This window comes from Streptomyces sp. CB02400, from assembly GCF_001905725.1.
Taxonomy (GTDB): Bacteria; Actinomycetota; Actinomycetes; order Streptomycetales; family Streptomycetaceae; genus Streptomyces; species Streptomyces atrovirens.
Genome location: NZ_LIWB01000001.1, coordinates 850,624 through 871,588, shown reverse-complemented (window position 1 = coordinate 871,588; position 20,965 = coordinate 850,624). Strand labels below are relative to the sequence as shown.

Annotated in this window: 19 protein-coding genes and 1 pseudogene; 11 read left to right on the top strand and 9 right to left on the bottom strand. The window is 72.1% G+C overall.

Annotated features, from left to right (window positions below; translation table 11 throughout):
• Window positions 1-3: 3 nt before the first annotated feature.
• Genes AMK33_RS03750 through AMK33_RS03740 form a run of 3 tightly spaced genes read right to left on the bottom strand, consistent with a single transcriptional unit; the run spans window position 4 to window position 2,220 of the window.
• Window positions 4-273, bottom strand: a complete 270-nt coding sequence (locus AMK33_RS03750; RefSeq protein ID WP_073931204.1) for an acyl carrier protein — start codon at window positions 271-273, stop codon at window positions 4-6.
• Window positions 266-1,330, bottom strand: a complete 1,065-nt coding sequence (dmpG, locus tag AMK33_RS03745; RefSeq protein WP_073931203.1) for a 4-hydroxy-2-oxovalerate aldolase — start codon at window positions 1,328-1,330, stop codon at window positions 266-268. Before dmpG ends, AMK33_RS03750 begins: the two co-directional genes overlap by 8 nt.
• The gene (locus AMK33_RS03740) at window positions 1,327-2,220 is read right to left on the bottom strand and encodes an acetaldehyde dehydrogenase (acetylating) (protein WP_073931202.1); all 894 of its coding nucleotides are present in this window, start codon (window positions 2,218-2,220) and stop codon (window positions 1,327-1,329) included. The genes dmpG and AMK33_RS03740 overlap by 4 nt, the downstream gene beginning before the upstream one ends.
• A gap of 341 nt (window positions 2,221-2,561) precedes the next feature.
• On the opposite strand from AMK33_RS03740, the gene AMK33_RS03735 reads away from it, so the two are divergent.
• The 5 genes from AMK33_RS03735 (at window position 2,562) to AMK33_RS03715 (ending at window position 8,156) form a co-directional block, all read left to right on the top strand.
• Complete coding sequence (locus AMK33_RS03735) at window positions 2,562-4,061, top strand: peptide ligase PGM1-related protein (RefSeq protein WP_073931201.1); 1,500 nt, start codon at window positions 2,562-2,564, stop codon at window positions 4,059-4,061.
• 127 nt (window positions 4,062-4,188) lie between these two features.
• Window positions 4,189-5,193: a class I SAM-dependent methyltransferase gene (locus AMK33_RS03730; protein WP_073931200.1), complete on the top strand. Its 1,005-nt coding sequence runs from the start codon at window positions 4,189-4,191 to the stop codon at window positions 5,191-5,193.
• A gap of 26 nt (window positions 5,194-5,219) precedes the next feature.
• Window positions 5,220-6,014, top strand: a complete 795-nt coding sequence (locus AMK33_RS03725) for a 2-keto-4-pentenoate hydratase (protein WP_073931515.1) — start codon at window positions 5,220-5,222, stop codon at window positions 6,012-6,014.
• Window positions 6,015-6,276: 262 nt separating this feature from the next.
• Window positions 6,277-6,942 (top strand): hypothetical protein, encoded by a 666-nt coding sequence (locus tag AMK33_RS03720; RefSeq protein WP_073931514.1) that lies wholly within the window; start codon window positions 6,277-6,279, stop codon window positions 6,940-6,942.
• Window positions 6,943-7,289: 347 nt separating this feature from the next.
• Entirely contained in the window at window positions 7,290-8,156 is an 867-nt protein-coding gene (locus tag AMK33_RS03715; protein WP_073931199.1) for a CAP domain-containing protein, read from the top strand.
• A gap of 12 nt (window positions 8,157-8,168) precedes the next feature.
• Here AMK33_RS03715 and AMK33_RS03710 read toward each other — a convergent pair whose 3' ends face one another.
• From AMK33_RS03710 to AMK33_RS03685, 6 genes are all read right to left on the bottom strand, one after another.
• The gene (locus tag AMK33_RS03710; RefSeq protein WP_073931198.1) at window positions 8,169-9,689 is read right to left on the bottom strand and encodes an NCS1 family nucleobase:cation symporter-1; all 1,521 of its coding nucleotides are present in this window, start codon (window positions 9,687-9,689) and stop codon (window positions 8,169-8,171) included.
• Window positions 9,690-9,711: 22 nt separating this feature from the next.
• Window positions 9,712-10,713, bottom strand: a complete 1,002-nt coding sequence (locus AMK33_RS03705) for a TIGR03842 family LLM class F420-dependent oxidoreductase (RefSeq protein WP_073931197.1) — start codon at window positions 10,711-10,713, stop codon at window positions 9,712-9,714.
• Between the two features lie 11 nt (window positions 10,714-10,724).
• Window positions 10,725-12,128, bottom strand: a complete 1,404-nt coding sequence (hydA, locus tag AMK33_RS03700; protein WP_073931196.1) for a dihydropyrimidinase — start codon at window positions 12,126-12,128, stop codon at window positions 10,725-10,727.
• Between the two features lie 52 nt (window positions 12,129-12,180).
• Window positions 12,181-13,467: an aspartate aminotransferase family protein gene (locus AMK33_RS03695; RefSeq protein WP_073931195.1), complete on the bottom strand. Its 1,287-nt coding sequence runs from the start codon at window positions 13,465-13,467 to the stop codon at window positions 12,181-12,183.
• Entirely contained in the window at window positions 13,464-14,306 is an 843-nt protein-coding gene (locus tag AMK33_RS03690) for a nitrilase-related carbon-nitrogen hydrolase (protein ID WP_073931194.1), read from the bottom strand. The genes AMK33_RS03695 and AMK33_RS03690 overlap by 4 nt, the downstream gene beginning before the upstream one ends.
• 356 nt (window positions 14,307-14,662) lie before the next feature.
• Entirely contained in the window at window positions 14,663-14,932 is a 270-nt protein-coding gene (locus AMK33_RS03685) for a helix-turn-helix domain-containing protein (protein WP_073931513.1), read from the bottom strand.
• Between the two features lie 33 nt (window positions 14,933-14,965).
• Between AMK33_RS03685 and map the strand changes: the two genes are divergently transcribed.
• The 6 genes and pseudogenes from map (at window position 14,966) to AMK33_RS03660 (ending at window position 20,951) form a co-directional block, all read left to right on the top strand.
• On the top strand, window positions 14,966-15,742 hold the full coding sequence (gene map / locus AMK33_RS03680) for a type I methionyl aminopeptidase (RefSeq protein ID WP_073931193.1): 777 nt from the start codon (window positions 14,966-14,968) through the stop codon (window positions 15,740-15,742).
• A 394-nt stretch (window positions 15,743-16,136) separates the two neighbouring features.
• The gene (locus AMK33_RS41105; RefSeq protein WP_107102704.1) at window positions 16,137-16,247 is read left to right on the top strand and encodes a keywimysin-related RiPP; all 111 of its coding nucleotides are present in this window, start codon (window positions 16,137-16,139) and stop codon (window positions 16,245-16,247) included.
• A gap of 22 nt (window positions 16,248-16,269) precedes the next feature.
• A pseudogene (locus AMK33_RS03675) lies at window positions 16,270-18,093 on the top strand (lasso peptide isopeptide bond-forming cyclase); the annotation flags it as partial.
• 118 nt (window positions 18,094-18,211) lie between these two features.
• Entirely contained in the window at window positions 18,212-18,466 is a 255-nt protein-coding gene (locus tag AMK33_RS03670; RefSeq protein ID WP_073931192.1) for a lasso peptide biosynthesis PqqD family chaperone, read from the top strand.
• On the top strand, window positions 18,463-18,900 hold the full coding sequence (locus AMK33_RS03665) for a lasso peptide biosynthesis B2 protein (protein ID WP_073931191.1): 438 nt from the start codon (window positions 18,463-18,465) through the stop codon (window positions 18,898-18,900). The genes AMK33_RS03670 and AMK33_RS03665 overlap by 4 nt, the downstream gene beginning before the upstream one ends.
• Window positions 18,897-20,951 carry an ABC transporter ATP-binding protein gene (locus AMK33_RS03660; RefSeq protein WP_079194724.1) on the top strand — a complete coding sequence of 685 codons (2,055 nt, stop codon included), beginning with the start codon at window positions 18,897-18,899 and terminating at the stop codon, window positions 20,949-20,951. The genes AMK33_RS03665 and AMK33_RS03660 overlap by 4 nt, the downstream gene beginning before the upstream one ends.
• Window positions 20,952-20,965 lie beyond the last annotated feature (14 nt).

Here is a 20,965-nt window from a genome sequence, read left to right as displayed (position 1 = left end):
GGCTCACCGCCGGGGCGCGGACCGGGCGGCGGAGGGCTCGGTGGGAAGAGCACGGTGGCGTTCCTCCACGAGCCGGGCGAGATCCGCGAGAGTGCCGGCTTCCGCCAGTTCGTAGTCGTGGATCTCGATGCCGAGTCCGGTGTTCAGCAGCTCCGCCAGTTCCACCAGGGCGACGGAGTCGAGCCCCACCTCCGTCCGGGTGGCCGTCGGCACGACGTCCTCCGCCCGCATCTGGAGTTCGTCGACCAGGATGCCGCGAAGGACATCAAACATGGCTCGCCGTCCTTTCGTCCGTCGCGCGGAGGTTGAGGGCCACGTCCACGATGAGGTCCTCCTGGCCCGCCACCGCCTGGAGCCGGCCCAGTTCGAAGAAGACGTCGCGGGGATCGACGCCCTCGCGCCGCGAGATGTCGAGCACCCGGGTCTTGAACCCGGAGAACACTCCGGCCAGGCCGCTGACGATGCCCACGGAGTCGATGGACGGCGGGGCGTCCATCAGTTCCGTCGCGGCGATGTCCGCCGCGTCGAGGAGCCGGTACAGGTCGATGCCGGTCGAGTACCCCATCCGTTCCAGGACCGGTACCACGACCTCCAGTTGGGTGTTGCCCGCTCCGGCGCCGAAGCCGCGGGCGCAGGCGTCCACGATGTCGGCTCCGGCCTCGACCGCGGCGACCGAGTTCGCCACGGCCATGCCCAGGTTGTTGTGCCCGTGGAACAGCACGGGCACCGCGACGGCCGCGCGGATGGCGCCGATGCGTTCGGTGACGTCGGCCGGCAGGTAGTGGCCCGAGGAGTCGAGGATGCCCACACCGGTCGCGCCGTAGCCGACGAGGCGGGCGCACTCCTCGGCCAGCCGTCCGGCACTCGCCATGTGGCTCATCAGCAGTACGGCGTGCGCGTCCACTCCTGCCTCGCGCAGGAACCCGAGGTGCCGCTCGGCCAGGTTCCCCTCGGTGCAGTGGGTGCCGATGCGTACGAGGTCGACCTGGTGGGAGATGGCCTTCTTGAGGTCCTCCACGGTTCCCCAGCCGGGCAGCATGAAGACGCCCATCCTGCTGTTCCGCAGGGCCTCCCGGACCACTGACAGCATCTCGTCGTCGCTGCACCGGGCCTGTCCCACCTGGAGGGAGGAGGCGCCCAGGCCGTTGCCGTGCCCCACCTCGACCACGGGGACGGCCGCCGCGTCGGCCGCCGCCGCGTACGCGCGGAGCTGCCGGCTGCCGAGCTGGTGGCGGACGGCGTGGTGACCGTCGCGCAGGGTCGGGTCGTGGATCTGGACCGACTTCGCCGCGGTGGTGTCCCCCGGTCCCGTACCGGTGTTCTGGCTCATGACGTCACCGCCCCGACGGTCGCGAAGCGGTCTGCCGCGTATCGCTCCGCGACGTGCAGCGCGGCGGCGTTGATGATGTCGATGTTCCCGGCGTACTCCGGAGTGCGTTCGCCGCGGGCGGTGACCTCGACGGCGACGAAGGCCTTCTCCCCGTCGGCCGTGCACGCCGTGACCCGGTAACCGTCGACGAAGGCCCGGACACCGCGGGCGGCGTCCTCGACCAGCGCGCGCACCGATGTGTCGGTGAGGTCTTCGCCGAGCAGGGACATGGCGACCCGGAACATCGCCGGGGGCCTCGCGGGGCTCAGGTTGAGGATCGCCTTGACCTTGTCGACCCCGGTGAGGGCCCGGACCGCGGCCCGGGTGGTCCCTACGTACTCGTCGAGGTTCAGCCGCGTGGAGGGGCCGACGCTCATGCTGGCGGCCGTGGTGACCACCTCGATGTAGTCGACGCGGTGCCGCCGCGCGATGGCGTGCAGGATCGGTATGGACGCCTGGCCGCCGCAGCTGACCATGTTCACGTCGCGGTGGGCGAGAGCGTCCGGTCCGTTGACCGTCGGCACCACCATCCGGCCGACCTGGCTCGGCGTCAGGTCGATGAGCACGGTGCCGAGCGGCGCCAGCCGTGCGGCGTGCTCGGCGTGCGACAGTGCGCTGGTCGCGTCGAACGCCACGTCGAACACGTCGTCGGTGTCGGTCAGGGACCGGATGCCGTCCGTGGCCGTCCGCAGGCCGAGTCTGTCCGCCTGCCGCAGCCCCGGTGAGGCGCCGTCCCGTCCCACGACGAGCCGGAGGTCGAGGACGTCCGACCGCATGACCTTCGTCATCAGGTCGACCCCGATGAGGCCCGCGCCGAGCACCACGGCGGACAGCCGTCCGTTTCGTTCCATGTCTGTACGGTCCTTCCGTGGGCACGGGACACGGTCCCGCGCGTACGTGGGGGGTCAGGGAAGGGCTGAGAACAAGGCTTCGCGCGACTTGTGGTGGGGGATCGGTGGTTTCGTGATCCGGCCCGGTGCGGGGGGCTCGTTCGAGGCGGGTTCCGATCCCGCACCGCCCCGTACCGGCGGTCGTCGGGAACCGCGTGTGCCGGTACGCCGGACATGAGGCGCACGTTCGGCGCTCACGTGCTCAAAACGTAGCACGGGGTGCCTGACCCCGCCTTTCAGGCGTGTCGGTGGCCTTGACAGGCAGCAGTGGATACGGTCGGAGAACGCTCGAGGAGGTAACCGTGGACACCCTGCACCGCCGCGGCCCGGCCCGGGTCCACATCCAGAGCCGGGAGTGCGATCCGCAGATCCTGGCGCGGTTCACCGGCGCGTCCTTCTTCCCGGAACGGCTGCTCGGCTCGGCGATCATCGACACGGTGCACCGGGCCGGCGGCAGTCTCCTGTACGTCACCGCCCCGCCGGTGCTGGACCCCGACGAGCAGGTGGCGTACTACCTCGGGCTGCCGGGCGCCGGCCACGGCGACGCACGGACCCGGGTGCGTCTCGTGGGTCTGGACGACGCCGGTCCCCGGTGGCTGAGCGAGAAGGTCCTCGACGCGGACGACCCGCAGGCCGCGCAGGTCCGTGCGGCCGTCCGGGAGTTCGTGGACGGCCGGCGGCGCGACGGCGCCGACGTCCGGCTGAACTATTTCGAGCCGTCCGCGCCGCTGGAGCGCTTCGCCCGGGAGCTGGAGGTGCCGGGCAACCAGCCGCACTCGTCCTGCATCCCGCTGGGCACCAAGCACTCCGGCCGCCGGCTCTTCGCCGAGGCGGGCATCCCGTTCCCGGAGGGCTCCGCCGGACTGCTGCACACCCTCGCCGACATCGCCGGTGAAGTGGCCCGGATGGCACGGGCGGGGCACCGGGCGGTGCTCGTCAAGCTCGACGACTCCACCTCCGGAGCGGGTCTCGGCAACGCGATGCTGGACCTCGACGACCTGGGGCTGCCGTCCGGGACGGACGACGAGGCGCTGACCGGACGCGTTCTCGCCGCGCTGCCCCGGGCCACCCTCGTGGACCCCGCGATCACCTGGGACGACTACGTCCGTGCGGTGGAGAAGACCGGTGCCGTCGTGGAGGAGTGGGTCAGGGACGACACGCTGTCCAGCCCCAGCTTCCAGGGCAGGATCACCGGCGACGGCATGGTGCAGGCGGTCTCCACCCACGACCAGGTGTTCACCGGTCACGACCAGAGCTACGTCGGCTGCCGGTTCCCGGCGAGCGCCGAGTACCGGCGGACACTCATCGACTACGGGGTACGCGTCGGCCGCGCCCTGCGGGAGCGGGGGGTGGGCGGGGGCGACTACGGGGTGGACTTCCTCGCCAGGCGCACCGCCGACGGCTGGCAGCTCCTGGGATGCGAGATCAATCTGCGGGGCACGGGCACCAAGCACGCCTTCGGCATCGCCTCGGGGCTCCTGGACACGCCCGCCACGCCCGACGGCCGGCTGGTCCACGGCGGACCCGACGGCTCCGAGCGCGTCTACGAGGCGTCGGACGCCATCATCGACCCGCGCTACAAGGGGCTGCGGCCGGCCCAACTGATCCGCGCGGTCACCGGGTCCCCGCTCGGTTACGACCCCACGCGCGCGACGGGCGTGGTGCTGCACACGATGAGCGCCGCCCACGACCACGGGAAGTTCGGCGCCGTGTGCATCGGGGCGGACCGGGCCGAGGCCACGGCGCTGCTGCGCGGGCTCCGGGAACTGGTGGACGGCCTGGCGGACCAGGCGTCGCGCTGAGCCGGCCGCACGGCGGCCATTCGGGTTCGGATTGTGACGGACGGCGGTCCGCGTGGAACGGCTGCTGTACCGGACGGGCACGTGTCCGTCCGGGCGGTTCGCCGGGGCCCCACGAAGGAGACACGTCATGAGCACCGTCACGCCGGAGGTTCCGGAATCCTCGCTGGAGTACGCCGCCGACCTCGCCGCGGTCGCGTCCCTCCTGCAGATCGGCGCCGAACTCGGAGTGGACGGGCTGCTGGACTCGGGTGACAGTTTCGACGCCGCCGAACTGGCCGGGCACGCCGCCGTCCCGCAGGACAGGGCCGCCGGGTACCTGCGTGCCCTGGCCGCCGCCGGACTGATCACCGACACCGGGACCGGCGGCCGTTTCCGGGTCTCGGACGACTACCCGGCGCTCAGGTACCAGGCGGGTTACGTGTCCTGGGCGATGAACGCGAACAGCCCGTTCATCACGAACGTCCGGGAGTTCTTCACCGACGGCGAGGCCGCCTCGCGGCACCACCGCCGCGACGGTCGCAGGGTCGCGGTCAGCTCGCGCTGGATCGGTGAACGGGCCTTCTATCCCCCCGTGCTCGACCGGGTGGAGGCGGCCGGCGCGCAGCGGGTCGTGGACCTCGGCGCGGGCGCCGGCCGCCTGCTGATCGAGCAGCTCCGACGGGACGCCACCCGCACCGGCGTGGCGCTCGACATCAGCGAGGCCGCCTGCGCGGCGGCGCGGGAGGCCGCCGCGCAGGCCGGGGTGGACGACCGGCTCCAGGTCGCCGTGTGCTCCATCGAGTCCCTGGTCGACGACCCCGCCCCGATCGAGGACGCCGACGTCATCCAGGCCTGCTTCGTCATGCACGACGTCAACCAGGACCCGGCCGTCCTCGACGCGGTGCTGGCCCGTTGCCGGGAAGCGCTCGCGGCCAACGGGTTCATGGCGGTGGTCGACGCGGTCTCCTACGCGCCGCGCCCCCGTGAGCGGAAGTTCAGCGCGCTGTTCACCTACCTGCACGCGGACTTCATGGGCATCCGGCTGCCGAGCGAGCAGGAGTGGGAGGACAAGTTCCGGGCGGCCGGCTTCGCGAAGGTGCAGTGCGTACCGCAGGTCTTCCCGGGAGGCCGGCTCTTCGTGGCGTTCAAGTGACCGACCGGGCGGAACAGGGGACCGGCATGGACGCACGGCTTCACCGGCAGCTCGCGGACGAGCTCCTGACGGCGAGGAGAGGACGCCGCCCGGTGCCGCGGATCTCCGCACGCCACCCCGGGTTCACCCTGGGGGACGCCTACGCCGTCCAGCGCGAGTTGCGCGCACTGGAGGAGGCGGACGGAGCCGTGGTGGTCGGGTACAAGATCGGCGCCACCAGTGAGGCCATCCAGCGGATGTTCGGGATCGACCAGCCCGACTTCGGCTACCTCACGGACCGGATGATGCTGCTCGACGGCTGCTGCGTGGACGCGGACCGGTTCATCGCTCCGAAGGTCGAGGGAGAACTCGCCTTCCGGCTGGGCGAGGACCTCGCCGGTGACTCCGTGACGGCGCGGGACGTGCTGGACGCCTCTTCTGAGGTCCTGCCGGCGCTGGAGATCTGTGACAGCCGGATCGAGCACTGGGACATCGGCCTGGTGGACACCGTGGCCGACAACGCGTCGTCGGCCATGGCGGTGCTCGGTCCCCCCGTCCCGCCGGACGGCACGGATCTCGCGGCGGAACAGATGGTCTTCCAGGCGGGCGAGCACGTACAGACGGCGTCCGGCTCCGCGGTGATGGGACATCCGGCGGAGGCCGTGGCCTGCCTCGCCCGCATCCTGGCCTCGTACGGTACCGGCATCACCGCCGGCCAGGTCGTCCTCGCGGGCGCCTGGGCCGGCGCCGTCGACCTGCTGCCCGGCAGCCCGGTGAAGGCGTCCTTCGGCCGACTGGGCTCGGTCTCCCTCACCGTGGACACCCGTGACTCCGACGGGTGAGACAGCCCTTGACGGCTGACCGGCAACCGAGGTCACGTCAGCCACGCGAAAGGTGACCGCCGGGGAGCCGGCCCGTACCGGGACGCAAATCGCCTCTTCACGGGGGGAATTGAGGCAAGGCGGCACCTCCGGCGGTACGTCCCTGTCACCGCCCCTCTACGGAGCGAGTTGGCCCTTCCCGCACCACGGGAACGCGTGTGACACTGGCGTCCCGTCCGCTGTGCGGACCCCCTTCCGCACCGTCCCCCACGAAGAGTGCGCCGTGCGTTCCTTTCCTCTGCCGATCGCCCTGACCGCACGCCTGTCCCCGGTGGTCGTCCTCGCCGCGGCCGGCTGGGCGCTGTCCTCCGGCCCGCCGTCCGCGTCGCCGGAAGCCGCGGACAAGCCGACCGAGAAGACGAAGACCCAGTCCGCGTCCGCCCCTTCGCGGACGCAGGTGGCGAAGACGTACACCGCCGCGCCGGTGCCGTGCGACAGCATCGCCGAGAAGAGCGTCAAGTCCCTTGTGCCGGGCGCCAAGACGGCCGGCAAGGAGATCCGGTCCACGGACTCGAAGCTGCGCCGCACCTGTTCCTGGAACGCGCTCAAGGGCTACGAGTACCGCTGGCTCGACGTCTCCTTCGAGGTGCTGGAGTCGGACGAGGCGGCGGAGCGGTCGTACCAGGGGCGGCTGGAGGACAAGAGCGGCGGGGGCTCGGTCCCCGGGCTCGGGGACGCGGCGTACTCCGTCGTGAACCTCACCACCGAGGACAAGCAGCAGACACGCGAGGGCGTGGTGGTGGCCCGCGCCTCCAACGCGCTGGTGATCGTGACGTACAACGGCAGCGACTTCGAGTCGAAGAAGGCGCCGAGCACGGACGAGATCAACAAGGGCGCCATCAAGGCCGCGAAAGAGGCGGTGGCGGCCCTGGAGAAGAACCGGAATTGATGGTTCCGTGACATCTGTCACACGCTGTAGCCGATCTGTGCGGGTCGCTTAGTAGAAACCGCCCAGACGACATAGGGGACTTGTCCGTCTTGCCGTGAATGCGGAAGGGGGCGGGACGGGGGGTGTCCGGAGGGAAAGCCGATGGCCGCCGCTCCTTCGCCGCATGAGGCTTTCTGACGAGGCGGCAGGCGGGCCGAAGGGCCCGCCCCGGACAGGTCGGCACGCTCTCCGGCCCGCCGCAAGCCCCCTGTGGACCTACGAAGCGCGGTAGTACGAATGCCCTTTGCGCCCGGCGCCGGGGCGTCCCAAGAATGACCAGCCTCCGGACAGCAGGGGTGAGGTCACGCATGGGAAAGCATCGTCATCAGAAGCAGTACCGGCGGACGGTCGTCGCGGCGGTCGCCATAGGAGTCATAGGCATACCCTCGGTCGCCATGGCCTGCACGGACTGGCCCGACGAGGGACAGCGGCAGGACCGGGGCACGGCGGCCGGGGCCGAGGACAGGTGGGGCGGCCCCGACTGGTACAGCCGGTGGAGCAGCCAGCAGCACGGTGAGCCGACGGCCCTGCCGTCGGACACGCCGACCGCCACCGCGAGCCCCTCGAAGCCCGGTACGCCGAAGGACAGCGGCGCGAAGCCGTCGCACAAGCCGAAGACGAAGGCCCCCGAGGCGGCCACCTCCAAGCCCGCTTCCAAGCCCACCACCCCGGCTCCGAAGCCCACCACGGCCGCTCCCGAGCCCACCACGGCTTCTCCGAAGCCCACGACCGCGGCTCCGAAGCCCACCACGGCCGCTCCGAAGCCCACCACCTCGGCCCCCGAGCCCGCCGGTGCCTCCGGTGCCGTCGCCAAGGTCGTGGAACTCGTCAACGCCGAGCGCGGCAAGGCCGGTTGCTCCCCGGTGAAGGCGAACGCCACCCTCACCAAGGCCGCGCAGGACCACAGCGAGGACATGGCCGCGAGCGGCAACATGTCGCACACCGGGTCGGACGGCTCCTCCCCCGGCGACCGCATCACCCGCGCCGGCTACGGCTGGAGCACCTACGGCGAGAACGTCGCCTACGGCTACTCCACCCCCGAGCAGGTGATGGCCGGCTGGATGGCCAGCCCCGGCCACAAGGAGAACATCCTCAACTGCGCCTTCAAGGAGATCGGTGTCGGTCTCGCCCAGCCCGGCTCCTACTGGACCCAGGACTTCGGCACGGCCCGGTAGCCCCCGGTACGCTCACGCGCGCCGGTGGCCCGCCATCAGCGCGACGTACACGACCAGCGACGCCGCCAGACCCACCGCCCAGCCGTAGTCCGCGAGGGGCTCCAGGAAGGGGATCAGCCCGTCCTCGGGGAAGGGTCCCTTCCCCGGGGCCGAGTGGGATCCGCCCACCGCGAGCACCCCGCCGACCAGGAAGGCGGCGACGGCGCGCAGGTTCCATCCGGAGGTGTACCAGTACCGCCCGCCGGGTGTGTACAGGCCAGGCAGGTCCAGGGCGGTGCGGCGGATGATCCAGTAGTCGGCGATGAGGATCCCGGCGACGGTGCCAAGGAGCCCGCCGACCAGCCCGAGCCAGGTGAAGATGTACAGCTCGGGTGTCTCGGTGAGCTTCCACGGCATGATCAGCACACCGACCACACCGGTGATCAGGGCGCCGGTACGGAAGCTGATCAGTCGGGGCGCCAGGTTCGCCAGGTCGTACGCCGGTGACACCACGTTCGCCGCGATGTTCACCGAGATGGTGGCGACGAGCACCGTCACCAGGGCGAAGAGCAGCCCGAAGACGTTGTCCGTCTTCCCGGCGAGTGCGACGGGGTCCCACACCGGGGCCCCGTACACCGCCTGGCTGCCGGACGTCACGAACACGGACAGCAGCGCGAACAGGGTCATGGTGGTGGGCAGTCCGAGCGTCTGGCCCCGGACCTGGGCGCGCTGGCCCGCGCCGAAGCGGGTGAAGTCGGGGATGTTCAGGCTCAGGGTCGACCAGAACGCGATCATGCCCATGAGTGACGGGAAGAAAACCGGCCAGAAGTCGGCGCCCCAGCCGAGCTTCGAGGGCTGGTCGAGCAGCGGTCCGAGACCGCCGGCCTTGTTCGCGATCCAGACCAGCAGCACCAGCGCGCCCACGATGACGAACGGCGCGGCCCAGTTCTCGAACCGGCGCAGGGTCTCCATCCCCCGGTGGATGATGGCCAGTTCGAGGGCCCAGAACAGCACGAAGCACACCCACAGCGTCCACGGCTGGCCTCCGACCTCCGACGCCTCCGCCCAGCCGCCGAACAGCTTGCCGAGCAGCACGAAGATGCCCTGGCCACCGATCCAGGTCTGGATGCCGAACCAGGCGCACGCCACCCCGGCCCGGATCAGCGCCGGCAGGTTGGCGCCGCGCAGCCCGAACGAGGCACGGGCCAGCACCGGGAACGGAATGCCGTACTTGGGGCCGGCGTGACCGGTCAGCAGCATCGGCGCGAGCACGATGACGTTGGCGAGCGCGATGGTGAACACGGCCTGTTTCCAGTCCATGCCCAGCGCGACAAGACCGGAGGCGAGCAGCCAGGAGGGGATGTTGTGCGCCATCCCGACCCACAGAGCCGTGAAGTTGTACGTCGTCCAGCGGCGGCGGGCCAGCGGGACGGGCAGCAGGTCGTCGTTGACGAAGCGGCTGTCGGTGAGGGTGGTGCCCGGCGGAAGTTCGACGCGTCCCGCCGGGTCGGGTATGGGTGGGTCGGACGGCGTGGGCGGGACGGTCGCGGTCATGGGCGTGCCCCTTCGGCGAGGGTTACGGATGGAGTGCCGGGATGATCTCCGCGCCGTACGCGTCGATCGTCGTCTCCTGCGCGTCGTGCATGTCGTACACGGCGAACTGGTCCACGCCCAGCTCCCGCAGCGCCCGCAGCTTCTCGATGTGCGCCTCGACCGGGCCGAGCAGGCAGAACCGGTCGACGATCTCGTCGGGGACGAAGTCCGTGGACGGGTTGCCGGCCCGCCCGTGGTGGCTGTAGTCGTAGCCGTGCCGTTCCTTGATGTACGACGTCAGCGCCTCGGGGACCAGGCCGGAGTGCTCCCCGTAGCGGGCGACCAGGTCGGCGACGTGGTTGCCGACCATGCCGCCGAACCAGCGGCACTGCTCGCGGGCGTGCGCCAGGTCGTCGCCGACGTACGCGGGGGCGGCGACGCAGACGGTGACGGAGGCGGGGTCGCGCCCCGCCTCCACGGCGGCGGCGCGTACGGCCTTCACCATCCACTCGGTCAGGTACGGGTCGGCGAGCTGGAGGATGAAGCCGTCGGCCTTGCGTCCGGCGAGGGCGAGCGCCTTCGGCCCGTACGCGGCCATCCAGACGGGCAGCCTGCCGTCCCGCACCCACGGGATCCGCAGCGGCTGCCCGTCGACCTCGGCCTCGCGCCCTTCGGCGAGGTCGCGGATCGCGTCGATGGCCTCGCCGAGGCGGGCCAGGGTGTTGGGTCTGCGTCCGGCGACGCGCATCGCGGAGTCGCCGCGGCCGATGCCGCAGACGGTGCGGTTGCCGTACATGTCGTTGAGGGTGGCGAAGGTGGAGGCGGTGACCTCCCAGGTGCGGGTGCCCGGGTTGGTGACCATCGGGCCGACCTTCAGTTTCGTGGTGTTGGCCAGGATCTGGCTGTAGATCACGAAGGGTTCCTGCCACAGTACGGCGGAGTCGAAGGTCCAGCCGTGGGTGAAGCCGTTGCGCTCGGCGCGCTTCATCAGGCTGACGACCCGTGAGGCCGGCGGGTCGGTCTGCAGGACGAGTCCGAAGTCCATGCGCGGCTCTCCTAGGTGAGGTACTGACAGGTGGACCGCGGGGTGTAGACGCCGTGTCCGGCCCGCCCGGTGTACTCCCGGTCGGTGATGACGGGGACGCCGCGCGAGAGGACGGTCTCGACGCGGCCGGTGACCCGCTTGCCCTCGTAGGCCGAGTAGTCGACGTTCATGTGGTGGGTGCCGGCGGACATGACCTGCTCGGCGCCCGGGTCGTAGATGACGACGTCGGCGTCGGCGCCAGGCGCGATGGTGCCCTTCTTCGGGTACAGGCCGAACATCCGGGCCGGTGTGGCGCAGGCGATCTCGATCCAGCGGCGGCGGGAGATGTGTCCGTCGAGGACGGCCTGGTGGAGCAGGTCCATGCGGTTCTCCACGCCGGGGAGACCGTTGGGGATCTTGGAGAAGTCGCCCCGGCCGAGTTCCTTCTGGCCCGTGAAGCAGAAGGGGCAGTGGTCGGTGGAGACCACCTGGAGGTCGTTGGTGCGCAGGCCCCGCCACAGTGCGGCCTGGTGCTCCTTGGGCCTGAGCGGGGTGCTGCACACGTACTTGGCGCCCTCGAAGCCGGGCTCGGCGAGGTTGTCGGTGGAGAGGAACAGGTACTGCGGACAGGTCTCGCCGAAGACGTTCAGGCCCTCGTCGCGGGCCCGCGCCAGCTCGGCGACCGCCTCGGTCGCGGAGACGTGCACGACGTACAGCGGGGCCCCGGCGACCTGGGCGAGCCGGATGGCGCGGTGGGTGGCCTCGGCCTCGAGGAGCGCCTTGCGCACTTCACCGTGGTAGCGGGGGTCGGTCTCGCCGCGGGCGAGGGCCTGTTCGACGAGCACGTCGATGGCGATGCCGTTCTCGGCGTGCATCATGATCAGCCCGCCGTTCTCGGCGGAGCGCTGCATGGCGCGCAGGATCTGACCGTCGTCGGAGTAGAAAACCCCTGGATACGCCATGAATTGCTTGAATGACGTGACTCCCTCTTCCACCAGAAGGTCCATTTCCTTCAGCGTCTCGGCGTTGACGTCCGAGACGATCATGTGGAAGCCGTAGTCGATGGCGCAGGTGCCCTCGGCCTTGGCGTGCCAGGCGTCCAGGCCCCGGCGCAGGGACTGGCCGACGCTCTGCACGGCGAAGTCGACGACGGTGGTCGTACCGCCCCAGGCGGCGGCCCGGGTGCCGGTCTCGAAGGTGTCGGAGGCGAAGGTGCCGCCGAACGGCAGCTCCATGTGGGTGTGGGCGTCGACCCCGCCCGGGATGACGTACTTGCCGGTGGCGTCGATGGTCCGGTCGGCGGTGAAGGCGTCGGCGGCCGGGGTGGCTGAGGCGGCGAGGGCGGCGACGCGGCCGTCCTCGATCAGGACGTCGGCGTGGATCTCGTCGGAGGCGGTGATGACGAGGCCACCGCGGATGACGGTGCGGCTGCTCATGCTGCTCCCTCTCTACGAGCGATACGAGCGCTACGAGCTCTGCGAGCCGGTGCTACGACGTGCTCCGCAGGGCGCGTTCGAGGATCTCGGCGCCCTCCTCGGCCTCCGCGACGTTGAGGGAGAGCGGCGGGGCGACGCGCAGGGCGCTGGTGTTGTGGCCGCCGCCCTTGCCGATGAGCAGACCGCCCGCGCGGGCCGCCTCCAGGACGGCGGACGCGGCCGCCGGATCGGCCTCGTCGGTGCCGGGTCTCGCCAGCTCGATGCCGATCATCAGCCCGCGCCCGCGCACCTCGCGTACGGCGGGGACGTGGGCGGCGGCGGCCCGCAGCCGCTCGATGAGCAGGCCGCCGACCCGGCGGGCGTTGCCCTGGAGGTCGTGCTCCAGCAGGTAGTTGAGGTTGGCCAGGCCGGCCGCCATGGTGATCTGGGTGCCGCCGAACGTCGAAATGCTGTTGGCGTCCAGGCAGTTCATGATCTCGGAGCGGGCGACGACCCCGCCGATGGACATGCCGTTGCCGATGCCCTTGGCGAAGGTCAGCATGTCCGGGGGGCCGCCGCGGCCGTGGGCCTGCCAGCCCCAGAAGTGCTCGCCGGTGCGGCCCCAGCCGGTCTGCACCTCGTCGGCGATCCACAGGATGCCCCGCTCGTGCAGCACCTCGCGGAAGGCCGCGTACAGTCCGTCGGGCGGCGAGGTGAAGCCGCCGACGCCCTGGATCGGCTCGGCGATCAGCGCGGCGGGCGGGCGGGTGTGGCCGAGGAGGTCCTTCAGGTCGTCGACGCAGGCCGCGACGAAGTCGTAGTCGTCGAGCGCGGCGAACGGGCCCCGGGTGCGCACGCCGCCGTGGACGTACAGCGTCTGGAGCGGGGAGAGCGAGGTCGGGGACCAGCCGCGGTTGCCGGTGATGCCGACCGAGCTGAAGGAGCGGCCGTGGTAGCTGTTGCGCATCGCCAGGATCGTGTTGCTGTTCCGGTAGGCGGTGGCGAGCAGCAGGGCGGTGTCGTTGGCCTCGGTGCCGGAGGTGGTGAAGAAGACCCGGGCGTCCGGGATGCCGCTCAACTGGGCGATGCGCTCGGCGAGTTCCACCATCTGCCGGTTGAGGTAGAGGGTGGAGGAGTGGACGATCCGCCCGGCCTGGTCGCTCACCGCCTTGGTGACCTCGGGCAGGGCGTGGGCGGTCATGGTGGTGAGGATGCCGCCGAAGAAGTCGAGGTAGCGGTTGCCGTCGGAGTCCCAGACGTGGCGGCCCTCGCCGTGGGTGATCTCGATGGGCTCCTCGTAGTAGAGGGCGAGCCAGTCGGGGAGCACGGACCGGTGGCGGCCCAGCAGGTCGTCGGTCACGGCCGTACCAGCCCCTCGTAGGCGTCGGGGCGGCGGTCGCGGTAGAAGGCCCACTGCTGCCGCACCTCCTCGATGAGGTCGAAGTCCAGGTCGCGGACCACGAGTTCCTCCTTGCTGTCGCTGGCGACGTCGCCGACGAACTGCCCGCGCGGGTCGACGAAGTACGAGGTGCCGTAGAAGTCGTTGTCGCCGTACTCCTCCACGCCCACACGGTTGATCGCGGCGACGAAGTACTCGTTGGCGACGGCCGCCGCCGGCTGCTCCAGCCGCCACAGGTGGGACGAGAGGCCGCGGTGCGTGGCGGACGGGTTGTAGACCAACTGGGCGCCGTTGATGCCGAGTTGCCGCCAGCCCTCCGGGAAGTGGCGGTCGTAGCAGATGTAGACGCCGACCTTGCCGACGGCGGTGTCGAAGACGGGCCAGCCCAGGTTGCCGGGCCGGAAGTAGAACTTCTCCCAGAAACCCTTGACCTGCGGGATGTGGTGCTTGCGGTACTTGCCGAGGACGGTGCCGTCGGCGTCGATCACGGCGGCGGTGTTGTAGTAGTAGCCCGACTGCTCGACCTCGAACACCGGCACGACGATCACCATGCCGGTCTCGCGGGCCAGCTCCCGCATCCGGTGGACGGTCGGCCCGTCGGGCACGGGCTCGGCCCAGCGGTAGTGCTCGGGATCCTGGACCTGACAGAAGTAGGGGGCGTTGAACACCTCCTGGAACCCGATGACCTTCGCGCCCCGCCGGGCGGCCTCACGGGCGTGCTCCTCGTGTTTCGCCAGCATGGACTCGGTGTCACCGGTCCAGGTGGCCTGGACCAGAGCGGCACGTACGACGTTGGCCATGAGCTGCTCCTTCGACACGACGTCAGAGCCTCTACGCCCGTAGAAACGGCCGTAGAGGGACGAACGTAAGCCTCTCGGGCGGCCTTGCCAAGACCATCGTCGCCGCGGCCGTGGAGTCGACGCCGTTTCACACCCCTGTGGGTGAGTCGCCCGCGGCACCGGAGCCCGGCCGGGCGGTGCATCCGGCGACGCGGGCGGCGGGCGGGGCGCGCCGTCGGGGGCGGCTGGCGGGCCGCGCCGTCGGATGCGCGTGCCCGAACGCGGACGTCCAGCGGAGCCCGCGCCTCGCGCAGGCGGGACGCGGGCCGTGTACCGCGCGCCGGGGCCGGAACCGGGACCGCGCGCCGGGACCGGACTCAGGCGGCGATCGACGTGCTCGGCGCGGTGGGGGCGCAGCGCCCCACGAGCTCGTCCATCGACAGACCGAGCGTGCCGGCCAGCGCGGCCACCGTGAAGAAGGCCGGGGTCGGGGCACGCCCCGTCTCGATCTTGCGGAGGGTCTCCGCGGAGATGCCGGCGTTCGCCGCGATCTCGGCCATGCTGCGGCCGCCGCGCGCCTCGCGCAGCAGTCGGCCGAGCCGCTCGCCGCGTTCGCGCTCTTCGGGGGTCAAGGGGGTGCGCACCATGGCACCCATTCTAATACCGGTATAGTAATTGGCATGGTGGAGCTGAAGACCGACACATCGATCGATGCCATGTACGAGGCGGGCCAGGTCGTCGCGAGCGCGCTGACGGCCGTACGGAACGCCGCCGACGTGGGCGTTTCCCTGCTGGAGCTGGACCAGGTGGCACGGGACGTGCTGCGCGCGGCGGGTGCGACCTCGCCCTTCCTGGGCTACCGGCCCTCCTTCGCGCCGACCCCGTTCCCGGCCGTGATCTGCGCGTCCGTGAACGACGCGATCGTGCACGGCATCCCGGACGGCTACCGGCTGCGCGACGGGGACCTCGTCTCGATCGACTGCGGTGCCCAGCTGGGCGGCTGGGCCGGGGACTCGGCGATCAGTTTCACCGTGGGCACCCCGCGCCCGGCCGACGTGACGCTGATCGAGACCGCCGAGCGGGCGCTCGCGGCGGGCATCGAGGCGGCCGTCGTCGGCAACCGCATCGGCGACATCGCGCACGCGATCGGCACGGTGTGCCGCGCCGGGGGGTACGGCATCATGGAGGACTTCGGCGGCCACGGCATCGGCCGCCGCATGCACGAGGACCCGGGCGTGCCGAACGAGGGCCGGCCGGGCCGGGGCATGCCCCTGCGGCACGGCATGGTGTTCGCGATCGAACCCATGCTGATCGCGGGCGGCACCGACACGTACCACGCCGCCCCGGACGGCTGGACCCTCCGCACCGACGACGGCTCCCGCGCCGCCCACACGGAACACACGGTCGCGATCACCGAGAACGGACCGCGTGTCCTGACGGCCCGCCGAGCCGCGTGAGAACGCCCGCCTCCCCTTCGCCCGCACGAAGCGGAGGCGGGCAGTGCACGCCGAAGCTCGTGAGCGCGCCCCGGCGGCTCCCCTTCCACGCACTCGCCCGGACCGGCGCACCGGGCGGGCGATGCGGCACGGAAGGCGAGGTGGAAACGTTTCTCCCTAGAGACAGCGGAGTGATCAACACACGCATACCGCACCTGAAAGGACGGAGTCAGGCCGACCCGTAAGCGGAATCACCAGGCATTTTGCACACAGTCATATTTTTCTGGATCTTCTTGCCTTGTCCGGCAGTTCTGCCGCTAGCTGGGTGCCGCGCCGCTCCTCGCCCGGGCTCCCGATGAGTCACGGGCAGGTCGAAGAGGGGAGCGGGCCGAGCAACCAGCACGCGAGGAGAGTCATGAAGAAGGCATACGAAGCGCCGACCCTCGTACGTCTCGGTACGTTCCGCAAGGAGACCGGGCTCCTGGGCCGGTCCGGGAACGACCGGCTGATCCTGAGCAAGAACTGACGGACGGCACCGACCCGACGTCATGACACCACTGCACGCAAGTGCGGGAACGGGCCCCGGCGAGGCGCACTTCGTGGTCTTCACCGACCGCGAGGAAGCGGCCGCCGCGGCCCGCTCCTTCGCCCTGCCCGGCTGCCGGACCGTGAGCCATCCCTCGGGCCGGCCCTGGCTGGTCGGCCACTGGCGCGACGACGAGGCCGTCACCGTGCGCGCCGGTGACACCGCCCTGGCGGTCATCGGCTGCTGCCCCGTGGAGGCGGACGAACTGCGGCACCGGGCGGCCCGGTTGCGCGACCTGGCCGAGATCGACGCACTGGCCCGGTCCCTCCCGGGCAGCTTCCATCTGGTGGCCGCCCTCGGCGGGAGGATCCGGGTCCAGGGCACGGCCTCCGGTCTCCGGCTGGTCTTCCACGCGGAGATCGCCGGCACACGGGTCGTCGCCACCCGGGCCGACGTGCTCGCCGACGTCCTCGGCCTCGACCCCGATCCCGCGGAACTGGCCGTCCGGCTGCTGTGGCCCGCCCCGTATCCGCTGTACGAGACGTCCCTGTGGCCCGCCGTCACCGCCGTACCCCCGCATGAGGCGGTGATCGTCGCCGCGGACGGGCGCGGTCACCGGCACACCCGCTGGTGGACGCCGCCCGAACCGGTCGTGCCGCTGGCGGATGCGGCCGAGGCGGTCCGCACGGCCCTCCGGGAAGCCGTCGGCGCGCGGACCCGGCAGGGCGGCGTGGTCAGCTGCGACCTGTCCGGCGGGCTGGACTCCACCTCCGTCTGCTTCCTCGCCGACCGCTCCCCCGCGCGCGTGGTGGCCGGCACCTGGCCCGGACGCGACCCGGCGGACACCGACCTGTACTGGGCCGAGCGGGCGGCCCGGTATCTCCCGGACGTCGAGCACGTGGTCTGGGACGCCGACGCCTCGCCGCTGGTCTACGACGATCTGCTGGACATCGACGACGTGCTGGACGAACCCACCATCGGCGTGATGGACCGCTCCCGGGCCCTGCACCACCTGCCGGGACTGGCCGCGCGCGGCAGCCGCGTACACCTGACCGGCATCGGCGGCGACCACGTGGCCTGGTGCTCCGAGGCGTACTACCACCGGCTGCTGCGCACCCGCCCCCTGCACGCGCTGCGGCGACTGCGCGGGTTCCGGGCCCTGTGGCAGTGGCCGCTCGGCGGCACGGTCCGTGCCCTGGCCGACACACGACCGTACGGAAAGTGGCTCGCCGACACCGCCGGCCGGCTGCGCGAACCGGCCGCGCCGTCCTCCGTCGGCACGGGACTCGGCTGGGGCATGGCTCCCCGCCTGCTCGACTGGGTGACCGCGGACGCCGAGGGGCTGGTGCGGCGGGCGCTGCTCGACGCCGTCGCGACGGCGACTCCTCTGCACCCCGACCGGGGCATGCACGCGGACCTGGAGCAGATCCGCTCCACCACGCGTGTCATCAGGCAGTGGGACCACACGGCGGCCCGCACCGGCCTGCCGATGGCCTCGCCCTTCCTCGACGACCGGGTCATCGAGGCGTGCCTCGCCGTGCGTCCGGCCGAACGCGTCACACCGTTCCGGTACAAGCCGGTGCTGACCACCGCGATGAGCGGGGTGGTTCCCGAACCGTGCCTGCGCCGGACCACCAAGGCCACGGCCTCCATGGACGCTGCCGACGGACTGCGCGAGAACCGCGCCGACCTGCTGTCGCTGTGGGAGGACTCCCGGCTGGAGCGGCTCGGTCTGGTGGACGGGGCCGAGCTGCGCCGTCTCGCCCGGCGGCCGGCCTCCCCCGGCCTGTCCGACGCCGTCCTCTACTCGACGATCGCCGCCGAGGTGTGGCTGCGCGGGCTCTCCCGCAGACGCGGCGACCCCTCCGCCCGCACCGGCACCCGTGTCCCGTGGGACCTGTCCGACGATTCCCGCCTGCCGCACGTGCCGCGAGGCCCCGCCCGCGGCGCAGAAAGGTGATGCCATGCCCTTGCGTTTCGACGCACACGTCTCCACGGCCGAGACCGACTACGGCACCGTGCTCCTGGACGAACGGGCCGGAACATACTGGGAGTTGAATCCCACCGCCACGCTGGTGGTGCGGGCGCTGCTGGACGGCGGCGAGGTCGCCGACGCTGCCGCCGCCCTGGTCCGCGAGTTCGACATCGATACGGCGCAGGCCGTGCGGGACGTCCAGGCGCTCGTCGGTGATCTGCGCGAGGCGGGGCTGGCCTCATGACGACACCCAGCGCGCTGGAACGCCCCACCGGTGTGCCGTTCGGACAGCGGCTGGCCGCCCGGCTGGTCCTGGCGCCCGCCAGCGTCCTCGCCCTGCTGCCGCCGCGCCGCATCCGCGCCGTGCTGCACGTGCTGCGGCGTGGCGCGGCGCCCGCCACCGCCGTCCAGGCGCAAGGCGCGCGCGACGCCCTGTGCGCCGTCAGCCTGCGCTGCACCGGGCCGAAGGGGTGCCTGCCGCGTTCCCTGGGCGCCGCGCTGCTGTGCCGGCTGCGCGGGACGTGGCCGACCTGGTGCGCCGGGGTCCGTGTCGTGCCGCCCTTCACCGCCCACGCCTGGATCGAGGCCGAGGGGCACCCGGTCGGCGAAGGCGTGCCCGACGGCTACTTCGCCCGCCTGGTCTCCGTGGAGCCGCCCCCCCGCCCACCGTCGCGATGACCGACCACCGACCACCGGCCCCCGGCGCCCCAACACCGACACCGGCACCGGCACGCCCGACGCCCACCGGCCCGACGACCGAGGCCCCGGCACCCCCCGGCCCGGCGCACCCCGAACCGGCGACCCACGACCCGGCACCCCCCGACCGGCCCACCGGGAGCCCACCGTGTGCCGGGGCGTCGGCCGGTGTTCCGGACCGGGACGCCGGGCAGCGGGACGGGACCGCCGATCCCCCGGGGTCCTCGGGTGAGGACCGGTCCACCCGGGCCGCGCTCCGTACGCTCTACCGCCTCACCGCCGGGCACCGGCGGGCCATCGGCGTGGCCGTCCTGCTGACCCTCGCGGGCTCCGCCCTCGGGCTGGCCCAGCCGCTCGTCGCCCGGCAGGCCGTGGACGCGAGCGGCCACGGTCAGGTCGTCTGGCCGCTGCTGGGGCTGCTCGGCGCGCTGTTCGCCGCCGAGGCGGTCACCGGCTCGGTGGGCCGCTTCCTCCTGGAGCGCATGGGCGAGGGCGTCGTACGCCAGCTCCGGCTCGGCCTGGTCGACCGGCTGCTCCGGCTGGAGATGCGCGAGTACGACCGCCACCGCGGCGGCGACCTCGTCTCCCGCGTCACCGCCGACACCACCCTGCTGCGCGAGGTCGTCTCCCAGGCCCTGGCCGATCTGGTGACCGGGAGCATCGTCGCCGCCGGGGCGCTCGTCCTGATGGCGTGGCTCGACCCGCTGCTGCTGCTCCTCGTCGCCCTGACCGTGGCCGTCGCGGCCGGTGTCGTCACCTCGCTGCTCAAGGCGATCCGGTGTGCCTCGGAGCGCATGCAGCACGCGGTCGGTGCCATCGCCGCCGACCTGGAGCGGGCGCTGGGCGCCCTGCCCATGGTCCGGGTGCACCGCGCCGAGGCACGGGAGTCGGCCCGGGTGGGGGCCCGGGTGCGGGAGGCCCACGACGCGGGCGTGCGCACCGCGAAGCTCGCCTCCGTGATGAGCCCCGCCGTCGAACTCGCCGTCCAGGGCTCCTTCCTCCTCGTCCTCGTCGTCGGCGGCCTGCGCGTGGGCGGACGGTCCGGTTCCCTGGGCGACCTCGTCGCCTTCCTGCTGTACGCCTCGTACCTCGTCCTGCCGCTGTCCTCCGTGTTCCACGCGGTGGGGCTGGTCCAGCGCGGCATGGGCGCCCACCGGCGGGTCGAGCAGGTGATGCGCCTCCCCGTCGAGCACACCGGACCGGCCGCCACGCCGGTCCGTCTCGCCGCCCGGCCCCGCCCCGGGGTGGAGCGCGACGGCGAGCGGCCCGCGCTCGCCCTGGACGACGTCCACTTCGGCTACGAACCGCACCGGCCCGTGCTGCGCGGTGTGTCCTTCGCCGTCGCCGCGCGCCGCCAGGTCGCCCTGGTGGGCCCCTCGGGCGCCGGGAAGAGCACGGTCTTCGCACTGGTCGCGGGCTTCTACGAGCCGGATTCGGGTGCCGTGCTCTTCGGTGGCCGGCCGGCCACCGAACTGGGCCGCGACGCGTGCCGGCGCCGTATCGCCGTCGTGGACCAGAACACCCACGTCGTCCACGGCACCCTGCGGGAGAACATCGCCTACGCCGTGCCCGACGCCCCGGAGGCGGAGCTCCGGCGGGTGGTGGAACTGGCCAGGCTCGAAGAGGTCGTCGACCGGCTGCCCGGCGGCCTGGACGCCGTCGTCGGCGAGCGCGGGAGCACCCTCTCCGGCGGCGAACGCCAACGCGTGGCACTGGCCCGTGCCCTGCTCGCCCGTCCCTCGCTGCTGCTGCTCGACGAGCCCACCTCGCACCTGGACGCGATCAACGAAGCGGCGCTGACCACGGTGATGAAGGACGTGGCCCGGGAGTGCGCCCTGCTGGTCGTCGCCCACCGCCTGTCCACCGTGCGGCACGCCGACCACATCGTCGTCCTGCACCGGGGCCGCACGGCCGGCCAGGGGCGGCACGAGGAACTGCTGGCCGCGAGTCCCCTCTACCGGGAGCTGGCCGCGAGCCAGATGCTGCGGCCGGGCGGCGACCGGGCCGCGCGCCGTGCCCCGTCGTCCCACTGAACATGCCCGCGGAT

Bases quoted from the DNA above. Each gene is read 5' to 3' on its own strand.
- AMK33_RS03750 (WP_073931204.1), bottom strand. From the start codon at position 273: ATGTTTGATGTCCTTCGCGGCATCCTGGTCGACGAACTCCAGATGCGG.
- dmpG (WP_073931203.1), bottom strand. From the start codon at position 1,330: ATGAGCCAGAACACCGGTACGGGACCGGGGGACACCACCGCGGCGAAG.
- AMK33_RS03740 (WP_073931202.1), bottom strand. From the start codon at position 2,220: ATGGAACGAAACGGACGGCTGTCCGCCGTGGTGCTCGGCGCGGGCCTC.
- AMK33_RS03730 (WP_073931200.1), top strand. From the start codon at position 4,189: ATGAGCACCGTCACGCCGGAGGTTCCGGAATCCTCGCTGGAGTACGCC.
- AMK33_RS03725 (WP_073931515.1), top strand. From the start codon at position 5,220: ATGGACGCACGGCTTCACCGGCAGCTCGCGGACGAGCTCCTGACGGCG.
- AMK33_RS03715 (WP_073931199.1), top strand. From the start codon at position 7,290: ATGGGAAAGCATCGTCATCAGAAGCAGTACCGGCGGACGGTCGTCGCG.
- AMK33_RS03710 (WP_073931198.1), bottom strand. From the start codon at position 9,689: ATGACCGCGACCGTCCCGCCCACGCCGTCCGACCCACCCATACCCGAC.
- AMK33_RS03705 (WP_073931197.1), bottom strand. From the start codon at position 10,713: ATGGACTTCGGACTCGTCCTGCAGACCGACCCGCCGGCCTCACGGGTC.
- hydA (WP_073931196.1), bottom strand. From the start codon at position 12,128: ATGAGCAGCCGCACCGTCATCCGCGGTGGCCTCGTCATCACCGCCTCC.
- AMK33_RS03690 (WP_073931194.1), bottom strand. From the start codon at position 14,306: ATGGCCAACGTCGTACGTGCCGCTCTGGTCCAGGCCACCTGGACCGGT.
- AMK33_RS03685 (WP_073931513.1), bottom strand. From the start codon at position 14,932: ATGGTGCGCACCCCCTTGACCCCCGAAGAGCGCGAACGCGGCGAGCGG.
- map (WP_073931193.1), top strand. From the start codon at position 14,966: ATGGTGGAGCTGAAGACCGACACATCGATCGATGCCATGTACGAGGCG.
- AMK33_RS41105 (WP_107102704.1), top strand. From the start codon at position 16,137: ATGAAGAAGGCATACGAAGCGCCGACCCTCGTACGTCTCGGTACGTTC.
- AMK33_RS03670 (WP_073931192.1), top strand. From the start codon at position 18,212: ATGCCCTTGCGTTTCGACGCACACGTCTCCACGGCCGAGACCGACTAC.
- AMK33_RS03665 (WP_073931191.1), top strand. From the start codon at position 18,463: ATGACGACACCCAGCGCGCTGGAACGCCCCACCGGTGTGCCGTTCGGA.
- AMK33_RS03660 (WP_079194724.1), top strand. From the start codon at position 18,897: ATGACCGACCACCGACCACCGGCCCCCGGCGCCCCAACACCGACACCG.